19 protein-coding genes are annotated in these 20810 nt (G+C 65.3%); 8 read left to right on the top strand and 11 right to left on the bottom strand.

Going from position 1 to position 20810, the window contains the following annotated elements; translation table 11 throughout:
* From queF to FHS48_RS17560, 7 genes are all read right to left on the bottom strand, one after another.
* Entirely contained in the window at nucleotides 1-465 is a 465-nt protein-coding gene (queF, locus tag FHS48_RS17590) for a preQ(1) synthase (RefSeq protein WP_184265444.1), read from the bottom strand.
* An 18-nt stretch (nucleotides 466-483) separates the two neighbouring features.
* Nucleotides 484-1611, bottom strand: a complete 1128-nt coding sequence (gene tgt, locus FHS48_RS17585) for a tRNA guanosine(34) transglycosylase Tgt (protein ID WP_184265442.1) — start codon at nucleotides 1609-1611, stop codon at nucleotides 484-486.
* On the bottom strand, nucleotides 1611-2666 hold the full coding sequence (gene queA, locus FHS48_RS17580) for a tRNA preQ1(34) S-adenosylmethionine ribosyltransferase-isomerase QueA (protein ID WP_184265440.1): 1056 nt from the start codon (nucleotides 2664-2666) through the stop codon (nucleotides 1611-1613). The genes tgt and queA overlap by 1 nt, the downstream gene beginning before the upstream one ends.
* Before the next feature lie 55 nt (nucleotides 2667-2721).
* Nucleotides 2722-3177, bottom strand: a complete 456-nt coding sequence (gene rnhA, locus FHS48_RS17575) for a ribonuclease HI (RefSeq protein ID WP_184265438.1) — start codon at nucleotides 3175-3177, stop codon at nucleotides 2722-2724.
* A gap of 5 nt (nucleotides 3178-3182) precedes the next feature.
* On the bottom strand, nucleotides 3183-4145 hold the full coding sequence (locus FHS48_RS17570) for a homoserine kinase (RefSeq protein ID WP_184265436.1): 963 nt from the start codon (nucleotides 4143-4145) through the stop codon (nucleotides 3183-3185).
* Between the two features lie 6 nt (nucleotides 4146-4151).
* Nucleotides 4152-5141: a 4-hydroxy-3-methylbut-2-enyl diphosphate reductase gene (ispH, locus tag FHS48_RS17565; RefSeq protein WP_184265475.1), complete on the bottom strand. Its 990-nt coding sequence runs from the start codon at nucleotides 5139-5141 to the stop codon at nucleotides 4152-4154.
* An 84-nt stretch (nucleotides 5142-5225) separates the two neighbouring features.
* Nucleotides 5226-6155: a diacylglycerol/lipid kinase family protein gene (locus tag FHS48_RS17560; protein ID WP_184265434.1), complete on the bottom strand. Its 930-nt coding sequence runs from the start codon at nucleotides 6153-6155 to the stop codon at nucleotides 5226-5228.
* Nucleotides 6156-6343: 188 nt separating this feature from the next.
* Here FHS48_RS17560 and FHS48_RS17555 point away from each other — a divergent pair, with 188 nt between their 5' ends.
* Both FHS48_RS17555 and FHS48_RS17550 read left to right on the top strand, forming a co-directional pair.
* Nucleotides 6344-7228 (top strand): UDP-2,3-diacylglucosamine diphosphatase, encoded by an 885-nt coding sequence (locus tag FHS48_RS17555; RefSeq protein ID WP_184265432.1) that lies wholly within the window; start codon nucleotides 6344-6346, stop codon nucleotides 7226-7228.
* Between the two features lie 102 nt (nucleotides 7229-7330).
* Nucleotides 7331-8395 carry a glycosyltransferase family 4 protein gene (locus FHS48_RS17550; protein WP_184265430.1) on the top strand — a complete coding sequence of 355 codons (1065 nt, stop codon included), beginning with the start codon at nucleotides 7331-7333 and terminating at the stop codon, nucleotides 8393-8395.
* A gap of 97 nt (nucleotides 8396-8492) precedes the next feature.
* Here the strand turns inward: FHS48_RS17550 and leuA are convergent, their stop codons facing one another.
* Both leuA and FHS48_RS17540 read right to left on the bottom strand, forming a co-directional pair.
* Nucleotides 8493-10214, bottom strand: coding sequence for a 2-isopropylmalate synthase (gene leuA, locus FHS48_RS17545; RefSeq protein ID WP_184265428.1), 1722 nt, complete (start codon nucleotides 10212-10214; stop codon nucleotides 8493-8495).
* A 42-nt stretch (nucleotides 10215-10256) separates the two neighbouring features.
* Nucleotides 10257-10424, bottom strand: a complete 168-nt coding sequence (locus FHS48_RS17540; protein ID WP_184265426.1) for a hypothetical protein — start codon at nucleotides 10422-10424, stop codon at nucleotides 10257-10259.
* A 365-nt stretch (nucleotides 10425-10789) separates the two neighbouring features.
* On the opposite strand from FHS48_RS17540, the gene FHS48_RS17535 reads away from it, so the two are divergent.
* The gene (locus tag FHS48_RS17535; protein ID WP_184265424.1) at nucleotides 10790-11047 is read left to right on the top strand and encodes a hypothetical protein; all 258 of its coding nucleotides are present in this window, start codon (nucleotides 10790-10792) and stop codon (nucleotides 11045-11047) included.
* A gap of 129 nt (nucleotides 11048-11176) precedes the next feature.
* Nucleotides 11177-11887, top strand: a complete 711-nt coding sequence (locus FHS48_RS17530; protein WP_311769160.1) for a pyridoxamine 5'-phosphate oxidase family protein — start codon at nucleotides 11177-11179, stop codon at nucleotides 11885-11887.
* Nucleotides 11888-11916: 29 nt separating this feature from the next.
* On the opposite strand, the gene FHS48_RS17525 is transcribed toward FHS48_RS17530, so the two are convergent.
* Nucleotides 11917-13797 carry a polysaccharide biosynthesis protein gene (locus tag FHS48_RS17525; RefSeq protein WP_184265422.1) on the bottom strand — a complete coding sequence of 627 codons (1881 nt, stop codon included), beginning with the start codon at nucleotides 13795-13797 and terminating at the stop codon, nucleotides 11917-11919.
* A 43-nt stretch (nucleotides 13798-13840) separates the two neighbouring features.
* Nucleotides 13841-14866, bottom strand: a complete 1026-nt coding sequence (locus FHS48_RS17520) for an MraY family glycosyltransferase (RefSeq protein ID WP_184265420.1) — start codon at nucleotides 14864-14866, stop codon at nucleotides 13841-13843.
* A gap of 232 nt (nucleotides 14867-15098) precedes the next feature.
* Here FHS48_RS17520 and FHS48_RS17515 point away from each other — a divergent pair, with 232 nt between their 5' ends.
* From FHS48_RS17515 to FHS48_RS17500, 4 genes are all read left to right on the top strand, one after another.
* Nucleotides 15099-15686, top strand: coding sequence for a D-sedoheptulose-7-phosphate isomerase (locus FHS48_RS17515; RefSeq protein WP_184265418.1), 588 nt, complete (start codon nucleotides 15099-15101; stop codon nucleotides 15684-15686).
* A 73-nt stretch (nucleotides 15687-15759) separates the two neighbouring features.
* Nucleotides 15760-16776: an NAD-dependent epimerase gene (locus FHS48_RS17510; RefSeq protein WP_184265416.1), complete on the top strand. Its 1017-nt coding sequence runs from the start codon at nucleotides 15760-15762 to the stop codon at nucleotides 16774-16776.
* Nucleotides 16777-16929: 153 nt separating this feature from the next.
* Nucleotides 16930-19269, top strand: a complete 2340-nt coding sequence (locus FHS48_RS17505) for an ATP-binding protein (RefSeq protein WP_184265414.1) — start codon at nucleotides 16930-16932, stop codon at nucleotides 19267-19269.
* Complete coding sequence (locus tag FHS48_RS17500; RefSeq protein ID WP_184265412.1) at nucleotides 19266-20810, top strand: diguanylate cyclase; 1545 nt, start codon at nucleotides 19266-19268, stop codon at nucleotides 20808-20810. Before FHS48_RS17505 ends, FHS48_RS17500 begins: the two co-directional genes overlap by 4 nt.

The raw sequence follows: 20810 nt of genomic DNA, 5'->3' as shown, positions 1-20810 counted from the left end.
TCAGCCACGGCCACGGTACGGCGGCACGCCCTGATCGGGCAGCCACAGGCCGTCCGGGGCCGGGCCGGTGGCATAGAACACGTCGATCGGAATCCCGCCGCGCGGATACCAGTAGCCGCCGATGCGCAGCCACACCGGCTTCAGTTCTTCCGCCAGCCGCTTGCCGATGTAGACGGTGCAGTCTTCATGGAAAGCGCCGTGATTGCGGAAGGAGCCGAGGAACAGCTTCAGGCTCTTCGATTCCACCAGCCAGTCACCGGGCACATAGTCGATCACCAGATGGGCAAAATCCGGCTGACCGGTCACCGGGCACAGGCTGGTGAATTCCGGGGCGACAAAGCGGGTGACATACAGGGTGCCGGGGTGCGGATTGGGCACCCGTTCCAGCACCGCATCGTTGGGGTCGTTCGGCAGGTCGGTCTTGGTGCCGAGCTGGGTCAGCCCGGAGGCGTCGCTGTTGGTCATGACAGGAACTCTCTGGTGTTAAAGCGGGTCAATATCGCCCAGGGCCTGCTGCGCCTCGAACGCCTGCACGAACTGGGTCAGGGTTCCGGCCTTGATGGCGGCGCGCAGGTCGCGCATCAGGTCCTGATAATGCTGGATGTTGTGCCAGGTCAGCAGCATCGGACCGAGCATCTCTTCCGCCCGGATCAGGTGGTGCAGATAGGCGCGGGAATAGTTGCGGCAGGCCGGGCAGGAACAGCTTTCGTCCAGCGGGCGGGTGTCATCCAGATGCCGGGCGTTGCGCAGGTTGACGGTGCCGCGCCGGGTAAAGGCCTGCGCCGTGCGGCCGGAGCGGGTCGGCATCACGCAGTCAAACATATCGATGCCGCGCACCACCGCCCCGACGATGTCGGACGGCTTGCCGACCCCCATCAGGTAGCGCGGCTTGGCGGTCGGCATCTTCGGCATGGTGCTGTCGAGGACGCGGAACATCATTTCCTGCCCTTCCCCGACCGCCAGACCGCCGACGGCATAGCCTTCGAAGTCCAGCTCCCGCAGTTTGGTGATGCTTTCCTCGCGCAGTTCGGGGAACACGCTGCCCTGCACGATGCCGAACTGGCCGTAGCCGTCGCGGGGCACAAAGGCCTCGCGGGAGCGTCTGGCCCACCGCATCGACAGCCGCATCGATTCGGCGGCAACTTTCTTTTCCACCGGATAGGGGGTGCATTCATCGAACGCCATGGTGATGGTGGCGTCCAGCTTGTACTGGATGTCGGTCGAGTTTTCCGGGGTCAGGGTGTGGCGGCTGCCGTCGATGTGGCTGCGGAAGGTCACCCCTTCCTCGGTCATCTTGCGCAGCTTGGTCAGACTCATCACCTGAAACCCGCCGGAGTCGGTCAGAATCGGGCCGGGCCAGTTCATCATGGTGTGCAGGCCGCCCAGCCGCTGCACCCGGTCCGCACCCGGGCGCAGCATCAGGTGATAGGTGTTGCCAAGAATGATCTGGGCCCCGGTGGCGGCGACGTTTTCCGGCATCATGCCCTTGACGGTGCCGACGGTGCCGACCGGCATGAACACCGGGGTATCAATCTCGCCATGGGCGGTCTGGATCTTCCCCAACCGGGCAGCGCCGTCGGTGGCCAGAACCTCGAAGGAAAAAGCGGTCATCACAGGGTCTCCTCGCGGCGCAGCAGCGAGCTGTCGCCATAGGAATAGAAACGGTAGCCGGTGGCGATGGCCTGCTGATAGGCGGCCCGCATACGGTCCATACCGGCAAAGGCCGAGACCAGCATGAACAGGGTGGACCGCGGCAGGTGGAAATTGGTCATCAGCAGGTCCACCGCCTTGAAGCGGTAGCCGGGGGTGATGAAAATATCGGTCGAACCGCTCCACGCGGGGATGGTGCCGTCTTCCTGCGCCGCGCTTTCGATCAGCCGCATCGAGGTGGTGCCGACACAGACCACCCGCCCGCCCGCGGCCCGCGCCGCGTTGAGGGTGGCGGCAGTTTCGGCGGAGATCAGGCCGTTTTCGCTGTGCATCCGGTGGTCTCGGGTGTCATCCACCTTCACCGGCAGAAAGGTTCCGGCCCCGACATGCAGGGTGACATGCACCCGCTTGACCCCACGGGCGTCCAGCGCCTCCAGCAGGGCCGGGGTAAAGTGCAGCCCGGCGGTGGGGGCGGCAACCGCCCCGTCATGGCGGGCATAGACGGTCTGGTAATCCTGCCGGTCCCGGGCATCGTCGTCGCGGCCCATGTAGGGCGGCAGCGGCAGGTGGCCGTGGGTTTCCAGCGCCTGCATCAGCTCCGGCCCGGCCCGGTTGAAGCGCAGGATCACCTCGCCGCCGTCGTGCTTTTCAAGGACGGAGGCGGCAAAGTCAGCGGCAAACGTCACCACATCGCCGACTGACAGGCGTTTAGCCCCCTTGGCGAAGGCCGCCCAGGTGTCCAGCCCCAGCGCCTGATGCAGGGTCACCTCCACCTGCGCTGGCAGGCCGCCGGGCTGGCGGGGGCCGCGCTGGCCGAACAGGCGGGCGGGAATGACGCGGGTGTCGTTGAATACCATCACATCCCCGGGCTGGAGCAGGCCCGGCAGGTCGCGCACGCCCCGGTCATGGCAGCCGTCGGCGGTCACGTCCAGCAGCCGGGCGGCATCGCGCGGCGTCACCGGGCGGTCGGCGATCAGCTCTTTCGGCAGGTCAAAATCAAAGGCATCCACCCGCATCGGGTCGGAAACTCCACAGAAAAAAGAACGAAATCAGGGCGGCAGCAAGGGTATTTCAGGACCGGCCGGGCACCCCGGCGCGGGCCAGAGCGTCGGCCCGCTCATTCTCCGGGTGTCCGGCGTGGCCCTTCACCCAGTGCCAGCGCACGGTATGGCGGCGGGCCTCGGCATCCAGCATCTGCCACAGGTCGGCGTTTTTCACCGGCTTTTTATCGGCGGTGCGCCAGTTGTTCTTGCGCCAGCCCCAGATCCATTCCGTCATCCCCTTCTGCACATAGGTGCTGTCGGTGTAAACGTCGATGGTCATTGGCCGTTTCAGGGCGCGCAGGGACTCGATCACCGCCATCAGTTCCATACGGTTGTTGGTGGTGTCCGGTTCGCCGCCGTTGAGTTCTTTTTCATGGCCGCGCCAGCGCATCACCGCCCCCCAGCCGCCGGGACCGGGATTGCCGGAACAGGCCCCGTCGGCGTAGATCTCGACGGTGTCCGGGGCGGTTGCGGGATCACTCATGCCGGTCAGCCCAGACCATAGGCGCCGGGGCCGGGGGTTGCCCGGTGGAAGCGCAGCTTGTGCAGGTATTCCAGCGGGTCCTTGCGGGTGACCATGGCGGTGGACGGCGTGTTCAGCCAGTCATACAGGCGGGTCAGCAGGAAACGCATCGCCGAGCCCCGGCACAGCAGCGGCAGGGCCTCCAGCTCGGCATCGCTCATCGGGCGCTGCTTCAGGTAGCCGTTGATCATCAGCCGGGCCTTGGTGGCGTTGAAGGTTTTGTCGCCTTCAAAGCACCACGCGTTCAGGCAGATCGCCAGATCATAGGCCAGCAGGTCGTTGCAGGCGAAATAGAAGTCGATCACCCCGGACAGGGTGTCATGCAGGAAGAACACATTGTCGGGGAACACGTCGGCGTGGATCACCCCGTGCGGCAGGTCGGTCGGCCAGTGGGCTTCCAGATAGTCCAGCTCGGCGGCGATTTCGGCGGCCAGACCCGGCAGTACTTCGTCGGCGCGGTCGCGGGCCAGATCAAACAGCGGCCGCCAGCCGGAGACGGACAGGGCATTGGCCCGGGTCAGGGTAAAGCCATCCGCCGCCTGATGCATTTTCGCCAGAGCGGTGCCAAGCTGGGCACAGTGGGACAGCGAGATCTTACGCGGCCACATCCCCTTCAGGAAGCTGATGATCGCCGCCGGGCGGCCGCACAGTTCGCGCAGGGCGACGCCATCGCGGGCCTTGACCGGCAGCGGGCAGGGGAAGCCATTGGCCGACAGGTGTTCGGTCAGGCCGAGAAAGAACGGCAGATCATCCGGGTTCACCCGCTTTTCATACAGGGTCAGGATGTAGGGGCCCCGGTCGGTGGTCAGCAGGAAATTGCTGTTTTCCACCCCTTCGGCAATGCCCTTGCAGCTTTCCAGCGTGCCGATGTCGTACTGGGCGATGAAGGCGTCGAGATCGTCGTCGCTGACTTCGGTATAGACGGCCATGCTTGTTTACTCCGCCGCCGGGGCATCCGCCAGAATGGCGGGCAGTTTGAACACAACGTTTTCCTCGGTGACGGAGACATGTTCCAGCGTCACCGCAAAGCGTTCCCGGCAGGCGTCGATCACTTCTTCCACCAACAGTTCCGGGGCGGAGGCCCCGGCGGTCAGGCCAAGACGGCGGATGCCGTCCATCTGTGTCCAGTCAATATCAGCGGCGCGCTGCACCAGCAGGGACCGGGAGCATCCGGCATTGCGGGCGACTTCCACCAGCCGCTTGGAATTGGACGAATTGGGGGCACCGATCACCAGCACCGCATCGCAGCCTTCCACCATGGCCTTGACGGCCGCCTGCCGGTTGGTGGTGGCGTAACAGATGTCTTCCTTGCGCGGCCCCTGAATCTCGGGGAAGCGGCGGCGCAGCACGGCGACGATATCGGCGGTCTCATCTACCGACAGGGTGGTCTGGGTGACATAGGCCAGCGCGGCAGGGTCCTGCGGCTGCACGGTCTCGGCATCGGCCACGGTTTCCACCAGCAGCATCGCCCCGTCCGGCACCTGCCCCATGGTGCCGATCACCTCCGGGTGTCCGGCATGGCCGATCAGGATCAGCTGACGGTGGTCCTCGGCGTGGCGTTCCGCCTCCATATGCACCTTGCTGACCAGCGGACAGGTGGCATCGACCCAGGTCATCCGCCGGGCTTCGGCGGCGGCGGGCACGCTTTTCGGCACGCCATGGGCGGAAAAGATCACCGGGCGGTCCGCCGGGCACTGGGCCAGATCATCGACAAAGACCGCGCCCTTGGCGCGCAGGCTGTCGACCACAAAGCGGTTGTGGACGATTTCGTGGCGGACGTAGACCGGGGCGCCGAACTTCTGCAAGGCCCGTTCGACAATCTGAATAGCCCGGTCAACCCCGGCGCAGAAACCGCGCGGGCCGGCAAGGGCAATGGTCAGGGGCGGCAGCGGGGCCGTGGTCGGATCGGGGGCGGCAGCGGTCATGGCAGATCGCGAACTCGTCATAATTCCGGGGACGGCGCTACGTGTAGCAGCGAACGCCGCCGCATAAAAGACGGTTCTTACGGATCAGCGGGGTTCTTGTGGCGGGAAGACGACATCAACCCGGCGGTCGGCCAGCCACATCTCCAGCGGCAGGGTGCCGAAACTGTCGCCATCGGCCTGTAGGGGTGCCCCCTCCGGGCTGATCAGGCGGACCCGGGTGGTCTCCAGAACCTCCACATCCTTCAGGGTCGGCAGGCGGCCAAGGGCGAGGGCGAGGGCGTAGCGGAACACATTACGGTAGCCCTTGCGGGTCAGCACGGCGATCCGCAGGGTCGGCTTTTCCAGATTCCCGTCGGGCACCACCACAAACGGCCCGCCATAGAGCCGCCCGTTACACACCACGGCGGTGGCGGCGTCGTAGGCGTGGCCGTCCACCTCCAGCCGGACGGTGGGAAAATCATAGCGCACCGCCTGCAACAGGGTTTCCACCACATAGGCCAGCTTGCCGGTGTGGCGCTTCAGGCCGAGGCGGACATGGGCGACCACATGGGCATCGAATCCGGCCCCGGCCATCAGCAGGAAATGGCGGCGGCGGTCCGGGGCCACCGGCGAGGGCTGGTCGGTGGCGACCACGCACAGCGGGCGGGGCGTGCCTTCGGTCAGGGTACGGGCGACGGCGGCGGCGGACAGGCCCTGTTTCAGTTCCAGTGCCAGAACGTTGGCGGTGCCGAGCGGGATGATCCCCAGCGGCGGGGCGGTTCCGGCAGGCAGGGCGAGCAGGCCGTTGACCACTTCGTTGATGGTGCCGTCGCCCCCGGCGGCCACCACCAGATCGGTCTCGCCCGGGGTCAGGGCGGCGGCGAAGCGCTCGGCATCCCCGGCGCGGGTGGTTTCCCGCAGGTCAAGATCACAGCCCCGGCGGCGCAGATGGGCCAGAACGGCCTGTAACCGCCTGCGTTTATCGCCCCCGGCGGTCGGATTGAAAATGACCGTCAGGCGTTTTGGGCGCGTCATGGGCAGGATCCTGCGTTGAATTTAAATAAAAGTGGAGATTTGACCGGCGGCAGTGTGGCGAAAGGGTATGACAATACAGTGTCAGGGCGGTGAATATTTAAAGAATGTCCGGAAAAGCGCTAGTGCAACCTGCGGCCCTGCACTAGGAATGCAGGCGGACAGACACCGCGACGGAGCCCGAGGTCCGCATGACCGTGCCCCAGTCCCCTTCTTCTTCCGCCCCGCTGGCGGATCCCCCGGCCGCCCCCCGCCGCTACCGCGCCATTTTCGTCTCCGACGTGCATCTGGGCACCCGGGGCTGCAAGGCGGACTTCCTCCTCGACTTCCTGCGTCATACTGAGTCCGAGACCCTCTATCTGGTCGGGGACATCATCGACGGCTGGCGGCTGCGCAAGGGCTGGTACTGGCCGCAGGCCCATAACGATGTGGTACAGAAGCTGCTGCGCAAGGCCCGCAAGGGCTGCCGGGTGGTCTATGTGCCCGGCAACCACGATGAATTTGCCCGGTCCTACCTTGGCAATGATTTCGGCAGTATCGAGCTGATGGCCGAGGCGGAACACCTCACCGCTGATGGCCGTCGCCTGCTGGTGACCCACGGCGACGCCTTCGACGGGGTGGTGCTCTACGCCAAGTGGCTGGCCCTGCTGGGGGATCATGCCTATACGCTGGCGCTGACCCTGAACCATTGGTTCAACGTGGTGCGGCGGAAGCTGAAGCTGCCGTACTGGTCGCTGTCCGGGTTCCTGAAGAACCGGGTGAAGAATGCGGTGTCGTTCATCACCAACTACGAGACGGCGATGGTCGAGGAAGCCCGCCGCCGCAGTTTTGACGGGGTGGTGTGCGGCCACATCCACCACGCTGAACTGCGGGAGGTGGACGGCATCCTGTACTGCAATGACGGCGACTGGGTGGAAAGCTGTACCGCACTGGTGGAGCACGACGACGGCCGTCTGGAAATCATCGACTGGACGCGGGAACGCGCCTATTCGCCGCTGGAGGCCTGGCAGGCCGCCAACAGCCGGACCGCAGCGGCGGAGGACGAAGACGCCGTCCGCCCGCCGGTTCCGGCCTGACAGCGTTTACTGAAAAACCGGAGCGTTTTCAGGCGTAAGGCCGATGTTCCCATCTGCTGAAAACACTCTGGCCCGCCCGTAACCCTGTGATGGAGACCCGTGATGCGGATACTGCTGGTGACGGATGCGTGGTTTCCCCAGATCAACGGCGTGGTGCGGACCCTTGCCACCCTGAAGGCCACTCTGGAACAGCGTGGCCACGAGGTGCTGTACATCACCCCGGATCTGTTCCGGACCATCCCCTGTCCTTCGTATTCCGAAATCCGTCTGGCCTTATTTCCGCGCCGCCGGATCCGGAAAATGCTGGAGGCCTTCCGTCCCTGTGTGGTGCATATCGCCACCGAAGGGCCGCTGGGGACGGCGGCGCGGGCGGAATGCCTGCGGCGGGACATCCCCTTCACCACCGCCTTCCACACCAAGTTCCCGGAATATGTCGAGGCCCGCTTCGGGATTCCGTCCCGCTGGACCTACGCCGTCCTGCGGCGGTTCCATGCCCCGTCACAGGCGGTGATGGTGGCAACGCAGGGGATTGAGGAGGAATTGACCGGCTGGGGGTTCCGCAACATCCGCCGCTGGACCCGGGGGGTGGATACCACCCTGTTCCAGCCGCGCGGCAGCGATCTGTTCCACGGTCTGCCGCGTCCGGTGTTCCTGAATGTCGGACGGGTGGCGGTGGAGAAAAACCTTGAGGCCTTCCTGTCGCTGGATCTGCCCGGCAGCAAGGTGGTGGTCGGCGATGGCCCGCACCTTGCCAGCCTGAAGCGCCGCTTTCCGCAGGCGGTCTATGTCGGGGCCAAGACCGGCGAGGATCTGGCCCGCCACTTTGCCGCCGCCGATGTGTTCGTGTTCCCCAGCCTGACCGATACCTTCGGTCTGGTGACGCTGGAGGCGCTGGCCTGCGGGGTGCCGGTGGCGGCCTATCCGGTGGCGGGGCCGAAGGATGTGCTGGAGCAGCAGGACCCGGCGCAGCCGGTCGGCATTCTGGAGGCTGATCTGCGGCAGGCGGCGCTGCGGGCGCTGGAGATCCCCCGCGACCGTTGCCGGGCCTTTGCCGAGCGCAATGACTGGACCGTCAGCGTCGATCAGTTTCTGGCCAATGTTGCCCCCTTTGATCCGGAAACGGCGCTGGGCGGCAGCCCGGATCAGCCGCAGCATCAACCGGCCTGATCCCGGCCTGCGGGACTCCCGGGAGACTGGAAACCCCCCGCCGTGGTCTTCGGCGGGGGTTTTTCTGTGCGGAGGGGGCAGGACCGCGCGGGGGGCGTTACCCCTGATAGCGGGCGCGGCCGGAGCGGTTGACGGCACTGATCACCGCTTCCAGCGAGGCCATCACGATGTTGGTGTGACGGCCGACCCCGAACAGCGGGCCTTTCCCGCCGACGGTGGTTTCCAGATAGCAGATCGCCTGTGCATCGGCCCCGGACCCGACGGCGTGCTCGTGGTAATCCAGCACCTGAATATCCAGCGTGAAGGCGGCGTTCAGGGCATTGACGAAGGCGTCGATCGGGCCGTTCCCGGTGCCCTCAATGGCGGTGGTGGTGCCGTTGTGGGAAATCAGGGCCTTCAGCGAGCGCGGGCTGTCGGCTTCCCGGCCGAGCGGGATGGTGGTGTATTCGGTGATCGACCACGGATTGTCGGCGGTGTCGCGCGACAGGTAATCGGTCTCGAAGGTGTTCCAGATTTCATCCGGGCTGAGTTCGCGCTCTTCCGTGTCGGTGATCGCCTGCACGGTTTCCGAGAATTCAATGCGCAGGCGGCGCGGGGTCTGGAGGCCGTGATCCCGTTCGAGAATATAGGCAACCCCGCCCTTGCCGGACTGGCTGTTGATACGGATCACCGCTTCATAGCCCCGGCCGACGTCGGCGGGGTCAATCGGCAGATACGGCACTTCCCACACCGGCTGGTTGGATTTGCGCAGGGCATTCAGGCCCTTGGAAATCGCATCCTGATGCGAGCCGGAGAAGGCGGTATAGACCAGCTCCCCGGCGTAGGGATGGCGCGGATGCACCGGCAGGCGGGTACAGTATTCGGCGGTCTCGACGATTTCGGCGATGTTGGAGCAGTTGAGCTGCGGATCCACTCCCTGCGTGAACAGGTTGAGGGCCAGCGTCACCACATCAACATTGCCGGTGCGCTCACCGTTGCCGAACAGGGTGCCTTCGACGCGGTCCGCCCCGGCCATCACGCCCAGCTCCGCCGCCGCCACGGCGGTGCCGCGGTCGTTGTGCGGGTGAACCGACAGGATCAGGGTGTCGCGGTTCTTCACGTTGCGGGCAAACCACTCGATCTGGTCGGCATAAATGTGCGGACCGGCCATTTCAACGGTGGCAGGCAGGTTGACGATCATCCGGTGCTCGGGGGTCGGCTGCCACACGTCCATCACCGCCTCGGTGATTTCCACCGCAAAGTCCAGCTCGGTGCCGGTGAAGCTTTCCGGGCTGTACTGGCAGGTGATCTTGGTTTCCGGCATGCTGTCGGCCAGCGACCGGATCAGCCGGGCCCCCTTGACGGCAATGTCGATGATCCCTTCCTTCTCCAACCCGAACACCACCTTGCGCTGAAGGGTGGAGGTGGAGTTGTAGAGGTGGACGACGGCGTGTTTGGCCCCGCGTACCGCTTCGAAGGTGCGGGCGATCAGGGCATCGCGCGACTGGGTCAGCACCTGAATCGCCACCCCGTCGGGGATGCGGTTTTCTTCGATCAGCATGCGGACGAAATCAAAGTCGGTCTGCGAGGCCGCCGGGAAGCCGACTTCAATTTCCTTGAAGCCCATGGCGATCAGCATGTCCCACAGGCGGAGCTTGCGTTCCCAGCCCATCGGTTCCACCAGCGCCTGATTGCCGTCGCGCAGGTCAACGCTGCACCACATCGGGGCCTTGGTGATGGTGGCGTTCGGCCAGGTGCGGTCGGTCAGGCCGACCGGCGGAAACGGACGGTACTTTACGGTGCAGTCAACCGGGGCGGAAAAAGCGGTGGCGGTGGTCATGATCGGGGGTCCTGTTCAGTCGGCGGGCGCGGTTGGCGCGGATCAGAAGCGATGGAAGGCAGCTGCGGAACGCGGAGACTGCGGTAGTCGCGACTGACGCCAGACAAACACCTGCGCCGGACGCCACAGGCGGACCGACGGCGCACTACGCCACGGGCGGATGGCGGACAGGATCAGGGAGAATGTCAGGAGAACGGAGAGGGCGATCATCACTCAGGACCCGGAGAGGGGGAAGGAAGCGGGGAGATCCGGTGCTGCGCGGGCAGCAGAGCGGTCGTCCCGGCGATCCTGCCTCAGGGGTCAGGTCGCCGGACCGTCAGGTCCGTAGCGATAGGGCCAGGCTGGCCACAAAGGGAGTGCGATGCGTGTTCATGGCCGGAACTGTAGTCCGCCGCCTGCGCCATGGTCAACCCCTGCTCTGCCAAACAGGGAATAATTTTTACGCATATCGTTATCGCATTGCCAAAAAACTATTGCTTTGCAACATGATAGAGTGGTCCCGGCGTGTGTGATAGGATGGCTTCTGCCCGGTGGTGCCGGGGAAAACAGCGGGGTCTCTGACGGAGGAACGTGCCATGTCAGGTTTACAGTCAGCCGGGGATCAGAACGCCGGGGGGCAGAAGTCTGTTCTGCGTGATCAGGTCCGGCAGGAGCTGGCAACCGCCGATCTGCGGCATCTGGCCGACGGAATTGGCTGCACCGTCCGGGTGCGGGTGCCGATGGATCTGCTGGCCCGCGCCAAGGCCCTGACAGGCCTTGAGGATACTGAACAGGTGCTGCATGCGGCACTGGTGCATCTGGTGATGGGGCCGGGGGAAAACGGCGGACACTGAGACCGGTGCCGGATACTGCTGGGATCCGGCAGACGGAGATGGGATAACAGGGGGGCGGTCATCCAGACCTGCCCCCGTTTTTCTGTCCTGTTTTTCTGTCCCCGTTTTTGGCGATCCCCGGGTTTGCCGGTGACCGTTGCCCGCCTGTCCGGGTCGCCGGAGTGCAAGGAGCCGATGATGCCGGAGTCGTTGTTGTCCCCCGCCGGGTATCCGCCGGAAACCCTCGTGACCTCTGAAGAGGCCCTGCAAGCCCTGTATGGCACGCCGGTGCAGGCGGCGACGGTTAAGGAACTGGACCGTCTGACCCCCGAATACCGCCGCCTGATCGAGGCATCACCGTTTGTGGCGCTGGCCACCAGCGGCCCGGGCGGGCTCGACTGTTCCCCGCGCGGTGATGCCGGACAGGTGGTGTTTGTCGAGGATGAGCGGACCCTGCTGCTGCCCGACCGCCGGGGCAACAACCGCATCGATTCGCTGCGCAACGTGATCCACACCCCGGCGATTGGTCTGCTGTTTCTGATCCCCGGCAGCGGAACCACCCTGCGGGTGAACGGTCAGGCGGCGGTCTGCATTGATCCGGCCCTGCTGGCCCGGTTCGCGGTGGAAGGCAAGGAGCCCCGGTCGGTACTGGTGATCCGCATCGAAACGGTGTTCTTCCAGTGTGCCCGGGCGGTGGTGCGCTCCGCCCTGTGGGACGAGGCCAGCCGCGTTGATCCCGCCACCCTGCCGACGCCGGGGCAGATCCTGACGGTCACCAGCCGGATGGCGGCGCAGGCGGTGATTGACGGTGATGCCTATGACCGGGCGTGGCCGGAACGGGCACAGGCCACCCTGTGGTGATGTAACGCGAAAGGGAAGCCCCGCAGGCCTCAGGCGTGTGGGGTTTCCACATATTCCGGCACCAGAACCCGGAACACATCGTGCATCAGGGCGGTGTCGCCGCTGTCACAGGCGGTCTTCAGGCGGGCGAACTGCTCCGTCAGAACATCGGGGTCTGCCCGACGCGGGGTGGCGATCAGCAGCCCGGCATGGTCGGTCGGCTGCGGCGGTTCCGCCCCGTGGAAGATTTCCTCGAACAGCTTTTCGCCGGGACGCGGGCCGGTGAAGGTGATCTTCACATCCTCATCCGGGCGCAGACCGGCCAGCCGGATCATCTGCCGGGCCAGATCGACGATTTTCACCGGTTCGCCCATGTCCAGCACCACGATCTTGCCGCCGAAACTGTCATCCTGCCGCCCGATGGCGGCGGCTTCCAGCACCAGTTCCACCGCTTCGCGGATGGTCATGAAGTAGCGGGTCATCTCCGGATGGGTGACGGTCAGCGGACCGCCGCGTTCCAGCTGGCGGCGGAACAGCGGCACCACTGATCCGGTGGATCCCAGAACGTTGCCGAAGCGGACGGTGACGAAGCGGGTGGATCCCCCGGCCCGGCCTTCCAGATCGCGGGACTGGCAGTACAGCTCTGCCAGACGCTTGGTGGTGCCCATCACGTTGGTGGGGTTGACCGCCTTGTCGGTGGAAATCATCACCATCAGGCCGACGCCATGGCGGCGGCAGGCGTCGGCGATCAGGGCGGTGCCGAGGGTGTTGGTGCGGATGCCTTCCAGCGGGTTGGCCTCCACCAGCGGCACATGCTTCAGGGCGGCGGCATGCAGCACCAGTTCCGGCTTCAGCCCGGCAAACACGGACTCGATCCGCCCGGCATCGCGGACATCCAGGATTTTGGCGTCACGCGGCACCTGCGGCCAGCGTTCGGACAGCTCAAGGTCAATGGTGTACAGGGCGAATTCCGAGCTGTCGGCCAGAGTCAGCCGGGCCGGGGACAGGTCGGCCACCTGCCGGACGATTTCGCTGCCGATGGAGCCGCCAGCCCCGGTGATCAACACCCGCTTGCCGGTGATCAGGGCGCGCACTGCCTCGCGGTCCAGCGTCACCTGCGGGCGGCCGAGCAGATCCTCGATGGCGATCGGGCGCAGGCTCAGGCGGTCGGTCAGGCCTTCGCGCAAGTCACTCATCCGGGGCAGGCGGGCCATCGGCAGGTTCAGGTTCTGCGCCTGTTCGAACAGGGCGCGGACGGATTTGGCCTCGACATCCTCCCGGCACAGGATCAGCCGGTGCGGGGCGGTGTTGCGGGCCTTCAGCTGCGCCAGCACCGGGCCGAGCTGGTCAAAATGCCCCAGAACCGGCACCCCATGGATATGCATGCCAACCCGGTCCGGCCGTTCGGTCAGGGTGCCGACCACGGAATATTCGCCGTCGCCGCGCTCCATGGCGCGGATGAACAGGTCGGCGGCATCGTTGGTGCCCGCCAGCAGCACCGGAATGCGCGGGGATCCGGACAGGTCGGAGATCCGGCGTCCGCCGTCCTTCCACATCCGGTAGACAAAGCGCGGCCCCCCCAGCAGGGCAGCCAGCACCAGCCAGTTGATCAGCGGCAGGGACCGGGGCAGGTCATTCAGCCGGGTCAGCAGGAACATCAGCAGGGTAAACACCAGCACGGTCATGGTGACCGCCCGGGTGATGGCGATCAGGTCGCGCATCGACGCATAGCGCCAGATTCCCTTGTACATGCCCAGCAGGTGGAACATCACGGCGGCGGTGGCGGTGAACAGGGCGCAGCCGGTCAGCAGGGTGCCGGTCGGGATGGTCTGGGGAAGGCTGTCGCCCAGCCGCAGGGTCAGCGCCAGCCAGAAGCTGGCGGCGGCCATGATGATATCGTGGATGACGGCGATGGAACGGCGCGACAGCATAGGGATGCAGGCTCCGGGCAGGCAAAAGACAGAAGGCGCTGTTTTAGCGCGGGCGGCGGCGGAAGAGAACCACAATGAGGCCCAGCACCGCGACGGTGCCCGCCACCGCCGGCAGCGGCTGCCCGCTGACGGCAAAGGCCGCCGCCGCCAGCAGGCCGAGATTGCCGCACAGGATCAGGGCGGACACCTGACTGTGGCGCAGGCCGCCGGTATGGACGGCCTGCTGATAAAAGTGTTCCCGGTGGGCCTGCCCGATCGGTTTGCCCTGCACCAGCCGCCGCAGCAGGGTGACGGTGGCATCCAGCAGGTAATAGGCGGGCAGGATCAGGGCGGCGGTCAGGGCACCGTCCCCGGCCAGCAGGATCAGGGCGAAGCCGAGCAGGTACCCCAGCGGCACCGACCCGACATCGCCGAGGAACAGTTTGGCCGGATGCCAGTTGAACACCAGAAAACCAAGGGCGGCCCCGACGGCGGTCAGGCCGAACAGCCCGTAGGGCAGGGTGGCGGCGGTAGGCAGCAGCAGGCTGACGGTCACCAGCCCGGCCCCCAGACTGGCGGTTTCCACCCCGGTAATGCCGTCGATGCCGTCCATGAAGTTATAGAGGTTGATGAACCATACCCAGCCGACCAGCGTCACCGCCCGGTCGGCCCACAGCGGCAGCCAGCCCTGAAACACCAGCGTGGCCTCCGGCAGCAGCAGGGTGCCAAGGGCGGCGGCGGCGATATGCAGGGCAAACCGCAGGCGGCGGGACAGGTTCAGCCGGTCATCCAGCCATGAGACCACAGACAGGGCAAAGCTGGCGGCAAGAACCGCCCACAGCGCCACCGGAACCGGGGCCGGGGACAGATATCCGGCCAACGCCCATCCGCCAATCACCACCGGCGTCACCGCCAGACCGCCGCCGCGTGGGGTGGGGATGGTGTGGCTGGAGCGTTCGTTGGGGATGTCCATTACGGCTTTGGCCCGCAGCCAGCCCAGCACCAGACGGGTCAGCGCCAGCGACAGGACAAAGGCGGACAGCAGCCACAGGCCCCCCTGTGCGGCGGACGGAAGCGGGAGACCGGACATCAGGGGAACCCTCCGGAAGAATGGCGGTGGAGACCGGGCGGAACTGGCGGTCACCTCTAACAGAGGGCAGGCGGATCGGCAATCCTGCGGCGTGGGCGGGCGGGCGGCGATCAAGCTGTTTCCTCCGGCGGAGGAAATGCGCTAGGGTGGCGCGGCACTCCGGGCCGGACGCCTGCCGCGCTGGTGTCTCCCGGTCTTCTGCCCCGATTTCCTGTGATATGGATCCGTCCTGATGACCCAGTCCCAGTTCCAGTCCCGGTCTTTGTCCCAGTACCTTCTTGATACCTCGGACCTGCACCGCCGGTCTGCCGAAGCGTCACTGGACGCCGCCATGGATCAGGCGCTGGATCTGCTGGTGACGGCCCTGAAGAACCGGTTGCCGGTTCTGGTGTGCGGTAACGGTGGCTCGATGGCCGATGCCCAGCATATTGCCGGGGAGCTGGTCGCCCGTTTCCGGCTGGAGCGGCAGGGGCTGCCGGTGATTGCGCTGGGCACCAATGCGGCGGCGCTGACGGCGTGGAGCAACGATTACGATTATCCCTCCGCCTACGCCCGGGAAGTGGAGGCCTTTGGCCGCCCCGGCGGCGTGCTGATCGCCATCACCACCAGCGGCAATTCGCCGAATGTGGTGGCAGCGGCGGAAAAAGCCCGGGCCCTTGGCCTGTCGGTGGTGGCGATGACCGGGGCCGGTGGCGGCAAGATGGCGGCGCTGTCTGATGCCCTGCTGGCGGTGCCCAGCAAGGATACTCCCCGGATTCAGGAAGTTCATATCGCGCTGTACCATTTCCTGTGTGAGCAGGTGGAACTCCGCTGCGCCTGAGGCGCATGTCCGCCTGTGTCCCCCGGCCTTCCGCCGGTTCCTGTTTCTCCCTTTTTGACGGTTTGGACTGATCATGCGCGTTCTTGTCACCGGGGCTGCCGGTTTTATCGGATTTCACACCTCTCTGGCGCTGCTGGAGCGGGGCGACGAGGTGATCGGGATTGATAATATCAACGATTACTATGATCCGGCCCTGAAGGAAGCCCGGCTGGAGATGCTGCGCCAGCACGCCGCATTCCGGTTTGAGAAGGTCAGTCTGGAGGATGCCGAGGCGATCACCTCGGTGTTCCGCCGCCATCAGCCGCAGCGGGTGATCAATCTGGCGGCGCAGGCCGGGGTGCGCTACAGCGTCGAAAACCCGATCGTCTATGGCACCAGCAACCTGATGGGTTTCCTGAATATTCTGGAAAATTCCCGTCATTCCGGGGTTGATCATCTGGTGTATGCCTCGACCAGCTCGGTCTATGGGGCCAATGCCAACATGCCGTTCAGCGAACGCAACGGCGTCGGCCACCCGATGAGCCTGTATGCCGCCACCAAGCGTGCCAACGAGCTGATGGCCCATTCCTACAGCCACCTGTTCACGCTGCCGACCACCGGGCTGCGGTTCTTCACCGTCTATGGCCCGTGGGGCCGTCCGGACATGGCGCTGTTCAAGTTCGTCAAGGCGATCCTCGCCGGGCAGCCGATTGATGTGTACAACAACGGCAACATGAAGCGGGACTTCACCTACGTGAAGGATATCGTCGGCGGGATCATCGGTGTTCTGGACAAGCCCGCGCAGGCGGATCCCACTTGGTCGGCGATGGAATCGCATCCGGATCCGGACCGCAGCGCGATTGCCCCTTACCGCATCTACAACATCGGGCGCGGGGCGCCGGTTGACCTGATGGACTTCATCCGCGTGGCGGAGGAAGAACTGGGGATCAAGGCGCAGTTCAACATGATGCCGATGCAGGCCGGGGACGTGGCGGCGACCTATGCCGACACCACTGCCCTGCAGACCGATATCGGTTATGTGCCGTCGATTCCGGTCGAGGTTGGCGTGGCGGAATTCGTGCGCTGGTACCGGTCGTATTTCAAGGTCTGAGCATGACCCGGTGCCCTGCAAGGGGCACCGGGCGTTTTCAGAGAAAACCCCTACTTTATTCTTGCCTGTCCGGTGAAGCTGCCGGTATGGCTTGACTGTCAGGGGGCGGGCATGACGGACAGACAGACAGACAGAAGTGATGGCCGCAGACCGGTGACGGGGGGACCCTCCGTTGCCGGTGACTTCGCCCCGTTCCTGTCGGAGCCGCCGGAGCCGGAACAGGCCCCTCCCTCCGGGGGGACTGATCCGGGACTCCGCCAGAAACTATACCGGGCCGCACTGCGGGTCACAGCGGCCGCCGTCCTCGCCTTCAGCCTGACCGTTCTGGTGATGACGGTCATCCTTGCTCAGGAATACCGGCGTGGACTGGCGGCAGCGCAGGAACGCACGCAGGGGGCGGCCCGCTCTTATTCGGCCAGCCTGACCACGCTGCTGACCCATGTCGAAGTGCTGTTGCAGGGGCTGCGTCTGACCGTGACCGATCAGGGGGGGGCGGAAGACGCCCCGGCCCTGACCGAAAGCCAGATCGTCGCGCTGTTGGGCCGGTTCAAGGCCGCAGACTCGATGATGATGGATTTCCTGCTGATCCGGCCGGATGGCAGCGTCGGGCTATGGACCGGACCGGGGGATCCTCCTTCTGTCGGGGACCGGCAGTATTTCACGGTCCACCGCGATACCCCGGACCATGGGCTGTATCTTGGGGCCGGGATGGTCTCCCGGGCCTATCTGGGGGAATGGTTCTTCCCGATGAGTCTGCGGCTGTCGGCCCCGGACGGCCGCTTTCTCGGCGTTCTGATGGTCTCGATTGACCTGCAACTGGTGCGCCGCCGTCTGGCCCTGCTACAGCAGGATGCCAGCGAGGTGGTGACGGTGACCGATCCCGATGGGGTGATTCTGGCGCGTCTGCCCGGTGGTCTTGATGTCACCCGCCGGACCATGGACAATCCGCTGTATCCGGATGTCCATAAGACCGAAATCACCGAGACAGCCGCCCGGGATCCGATTGAACCGGCCACGGCCGGGGACCGGGTGATCACCTTCCGGAAAGTGGAGCGGTTTCCTCTGGTGGTCAGTGCCTCCCTGCCGCGGGAGGTCGTGCTGGAAAGCTGGTACCGGGGTCTCACCTATGCGGTCGGTTTTGCCGTCCTCTCTGCGGTGCTGATCGGGATTGCCGCCGTGTGGATCCTGCGGGCGCAGGTGTCGCGGCTGCGGGCGGCGGATGAGCTGGAGCGCAGCCGACAGGCGCTGGAACGGGAACATCTGCTGAGCCAGACCCTGATCGATACCATGCCGGTGCTGATGTTCGTGCGGGATGCCGCCGGGGTTTATCTGCGGTGCAACCAGAAATTCCGCGATCAGAGCGGGGTGGAGGATGTGGTCGGACGGCATATCGCTGATCTGCCGTCCGGGGAGGACGGCGAACAGGCAATCCGCACCGATCAGGAGGTTCTGCGCAGCGGAACCCCGCAGAGCTATGAGTATACCGCCTTTGCCCCGGATGGGACGGAGCATCATCTGCTGATCACGAAGGCGCCGCTGCGGGCCCCGGATGGGATTGTGACGGCGGTGATCGGCACGGCGATGGATATTTCCGACCGCCGGATGATGGAGCTGTCTCTACAGGCGGAACGGGACCGGGCGGAAAAAGCTCTGCTGACCCTACAGGACGCCCAGTCCAGCCTGATCCGGTCGGAAAAGCTGGCCTCCCTCGGCAGTCTGGTGGCCGGAATTGCCCATGAAGTGAACACCCCGGTCGGGGTCAGCCTGACCGGGGCCAGCCATCTGGCCAAGGAAGTGGCTGCCCTCCAGCACCGGCTGGATGACCGCAGCCTGACCATGACCGATCTTCAGGCCTTTCTGGACACAGCGCGGGAGGCGACGGACCTTCTGGTCTCCAGCAACCAGCGGGCTGCGGATCTGATTCACAGCTTCAAACAGGTGGCGGTTGACCAGACCAGCGGTCACCGCCGGACCTTCCGTCTGGCGGAATATCTTGACGAAGTCCTTCTCAGCCTGCGGCCGAAGTTCAAGAACACGCCTTACCGGGTTACGGTTGACTGTCCGCAGGATCTGGAGATGGACAGCTATCCGGGGGCGTTGTCGCAGGTGCTGACCAATCTGCTGATCAACTCTCTGCTGCATGGATTCGCCGGGCGTGAGGCCGGGGATATAACTATTTCGGCCAGTGTGGTGACGGTCCGCGCTGAAGACGCCGCCGCAGACCGACAGGCCGGTAGCGATATCATCGAATTGATGTATAAGGACAACGGGGCCGGGATCCGTCCGGATATCCTGCCCCGGGTGTTCGATCCGTTTTTTACCACCCGGCGCGGTGCGGGGGGCAGCGGACTGGGGCTGAACATCGTTTATAATATCGTCGTACGCACATTGGGCGGAACGGTGGATCTGCACAGTCAACCGGGGGAAGGCGTCTGCTTTACCTTCCGGTTTCCACGGTGCACGGCTGAGGTGGGGAAGGGGACGCCGGGATGAAATCCGACGGCTTTCTGTTTGACGAAGCGGCGGTCGAGGCGCGGCCTGCCGCCGTGGCGGATGCTGCGGGTCCGTGGGTGGTCCTGATCGTCGATGACGATCCGGAGGTCCATGCCGTGACCCGGCTGACGCTGGGCAAACTTGTGTTCAAGGGCCGCGGGCTGGTGTTCCGGTCTGCCTTTTCGGGGGCCGAAGGGCGGGCCCTTCTGGAGGCGGAACCGGATATTGCCGTGGTTCTGCTGGATGTGGTGATGGAGACCGATGATGCCGGTCTGCGTCTGGCGCGGGAGATCCGGGAGGATCTGCGCAACCGCGCGGTCCGGATCATCCTGCGCACCGGTCAGCCCGGACAGGCCCCGGAAGAGGACGTGATCGTCGGGTACGACATCAACGATTATAAATCCAAGACGGAACTGACGGCCCAGAAGCTGTTCACCACCGTGGTCGCCGCCCTGCGCGGGTACGAAGATATCCGGGCGCTGGAAAGTAACCGTCTGGGATTGCAGCAGATTATTGACTGCACCGATTCGCTGTTCCGTCTGCATTCCCTGCGGCAGTTTTCGCGGGGGGTCCTGCTTCAACTGGCCGCCTTTGTCCATGCCGGGCCGAATGGCATCCTCTGCGTGCAGCGTGCGGTTTCCGGCGGGACGGATCCCGGCGGGGCTGATCAGCGGGAGATCTGCGTGCTGGCCGGGGTTGGCCGCTATGCCGAAGCTGTCACCCGCACCCTGCGCGACAGCGGGGTTGATCCGACGATCGGCACAGTGATTGACGCCGCCTTTGAACGGAAGATCAGCCAGTATTCGGCGGATTATACCGTCCTCTACATTCCGGTTCCGGAAGGGTCGGAGCTGGCGGCCTATATCCATTCCCACCGTCGGCTGGGCGAGGATGACCGCCGCCTGCTGGAGGTTTTTGTCTCCAAGATGGCGATCGGCTTTGCCAATGTGCGCCTGTATGAAGATCTTCAGGCCGCCAACGAGCGGCTGGAGCAGCGGGTGGCGGCCCGGACCCGGGAGCTGGAGGAGGCCAACCGCCGACTGGAGGAGCTGGCTTACACCGACCCGTTGACCGGATCTCTGAACCGCCGCAGCTTCATGGAAGGGGCCTCGCGGGAGGTGGAGCGGGCGCGCCGCTACCAGCGGCCGCTGTCGGTGGTGATGTTCGATCTTGATCACTTCAAATCCCTGAATGACACCTATGGGCATCTGGCCGGGGATGATGTGCTGCGCACCGTGGTGGCCCGCAGCCGTCAGGTGCTGCGTGACAGCGATATTCTTGGCCGGTACGGCGGCGAGGAGTTCGCGATCCTGCTGCCGGAAACCCCGAGGGAGCTGGCACGGCAGGTGGCGGAGCGCCTGCGGCAGGCCATGGCGGCCCAGCCGATGATCGCCGATGGCACGGCGGTGGCGGTGACGGTCAGTCTGGGGGTGTCAGAGCTTGACCCCTCGGAAGATGCCATCGGCAATACGCTGCGCCGGGCTGATGATGCGATGTATGACGCCAAGGAGTCCGGCCGCAACCGGGTCTGTCTGCGATAG

The organism is Novispirillum itersonii, assembly GCF_014205675.1.
Classification (GTDB): domain Bacteria; phylum Pseudomonadota; class Alphaproteobacteria; order Rhodospirillales; family Rhodospirillaceae; genus Novispirillum; species Novispirillum itersonii_A.
Note: the sequence above shows the minus strand (reverse complement) of the source record. Positions and strands in the feature narration are given on the sequence as shown.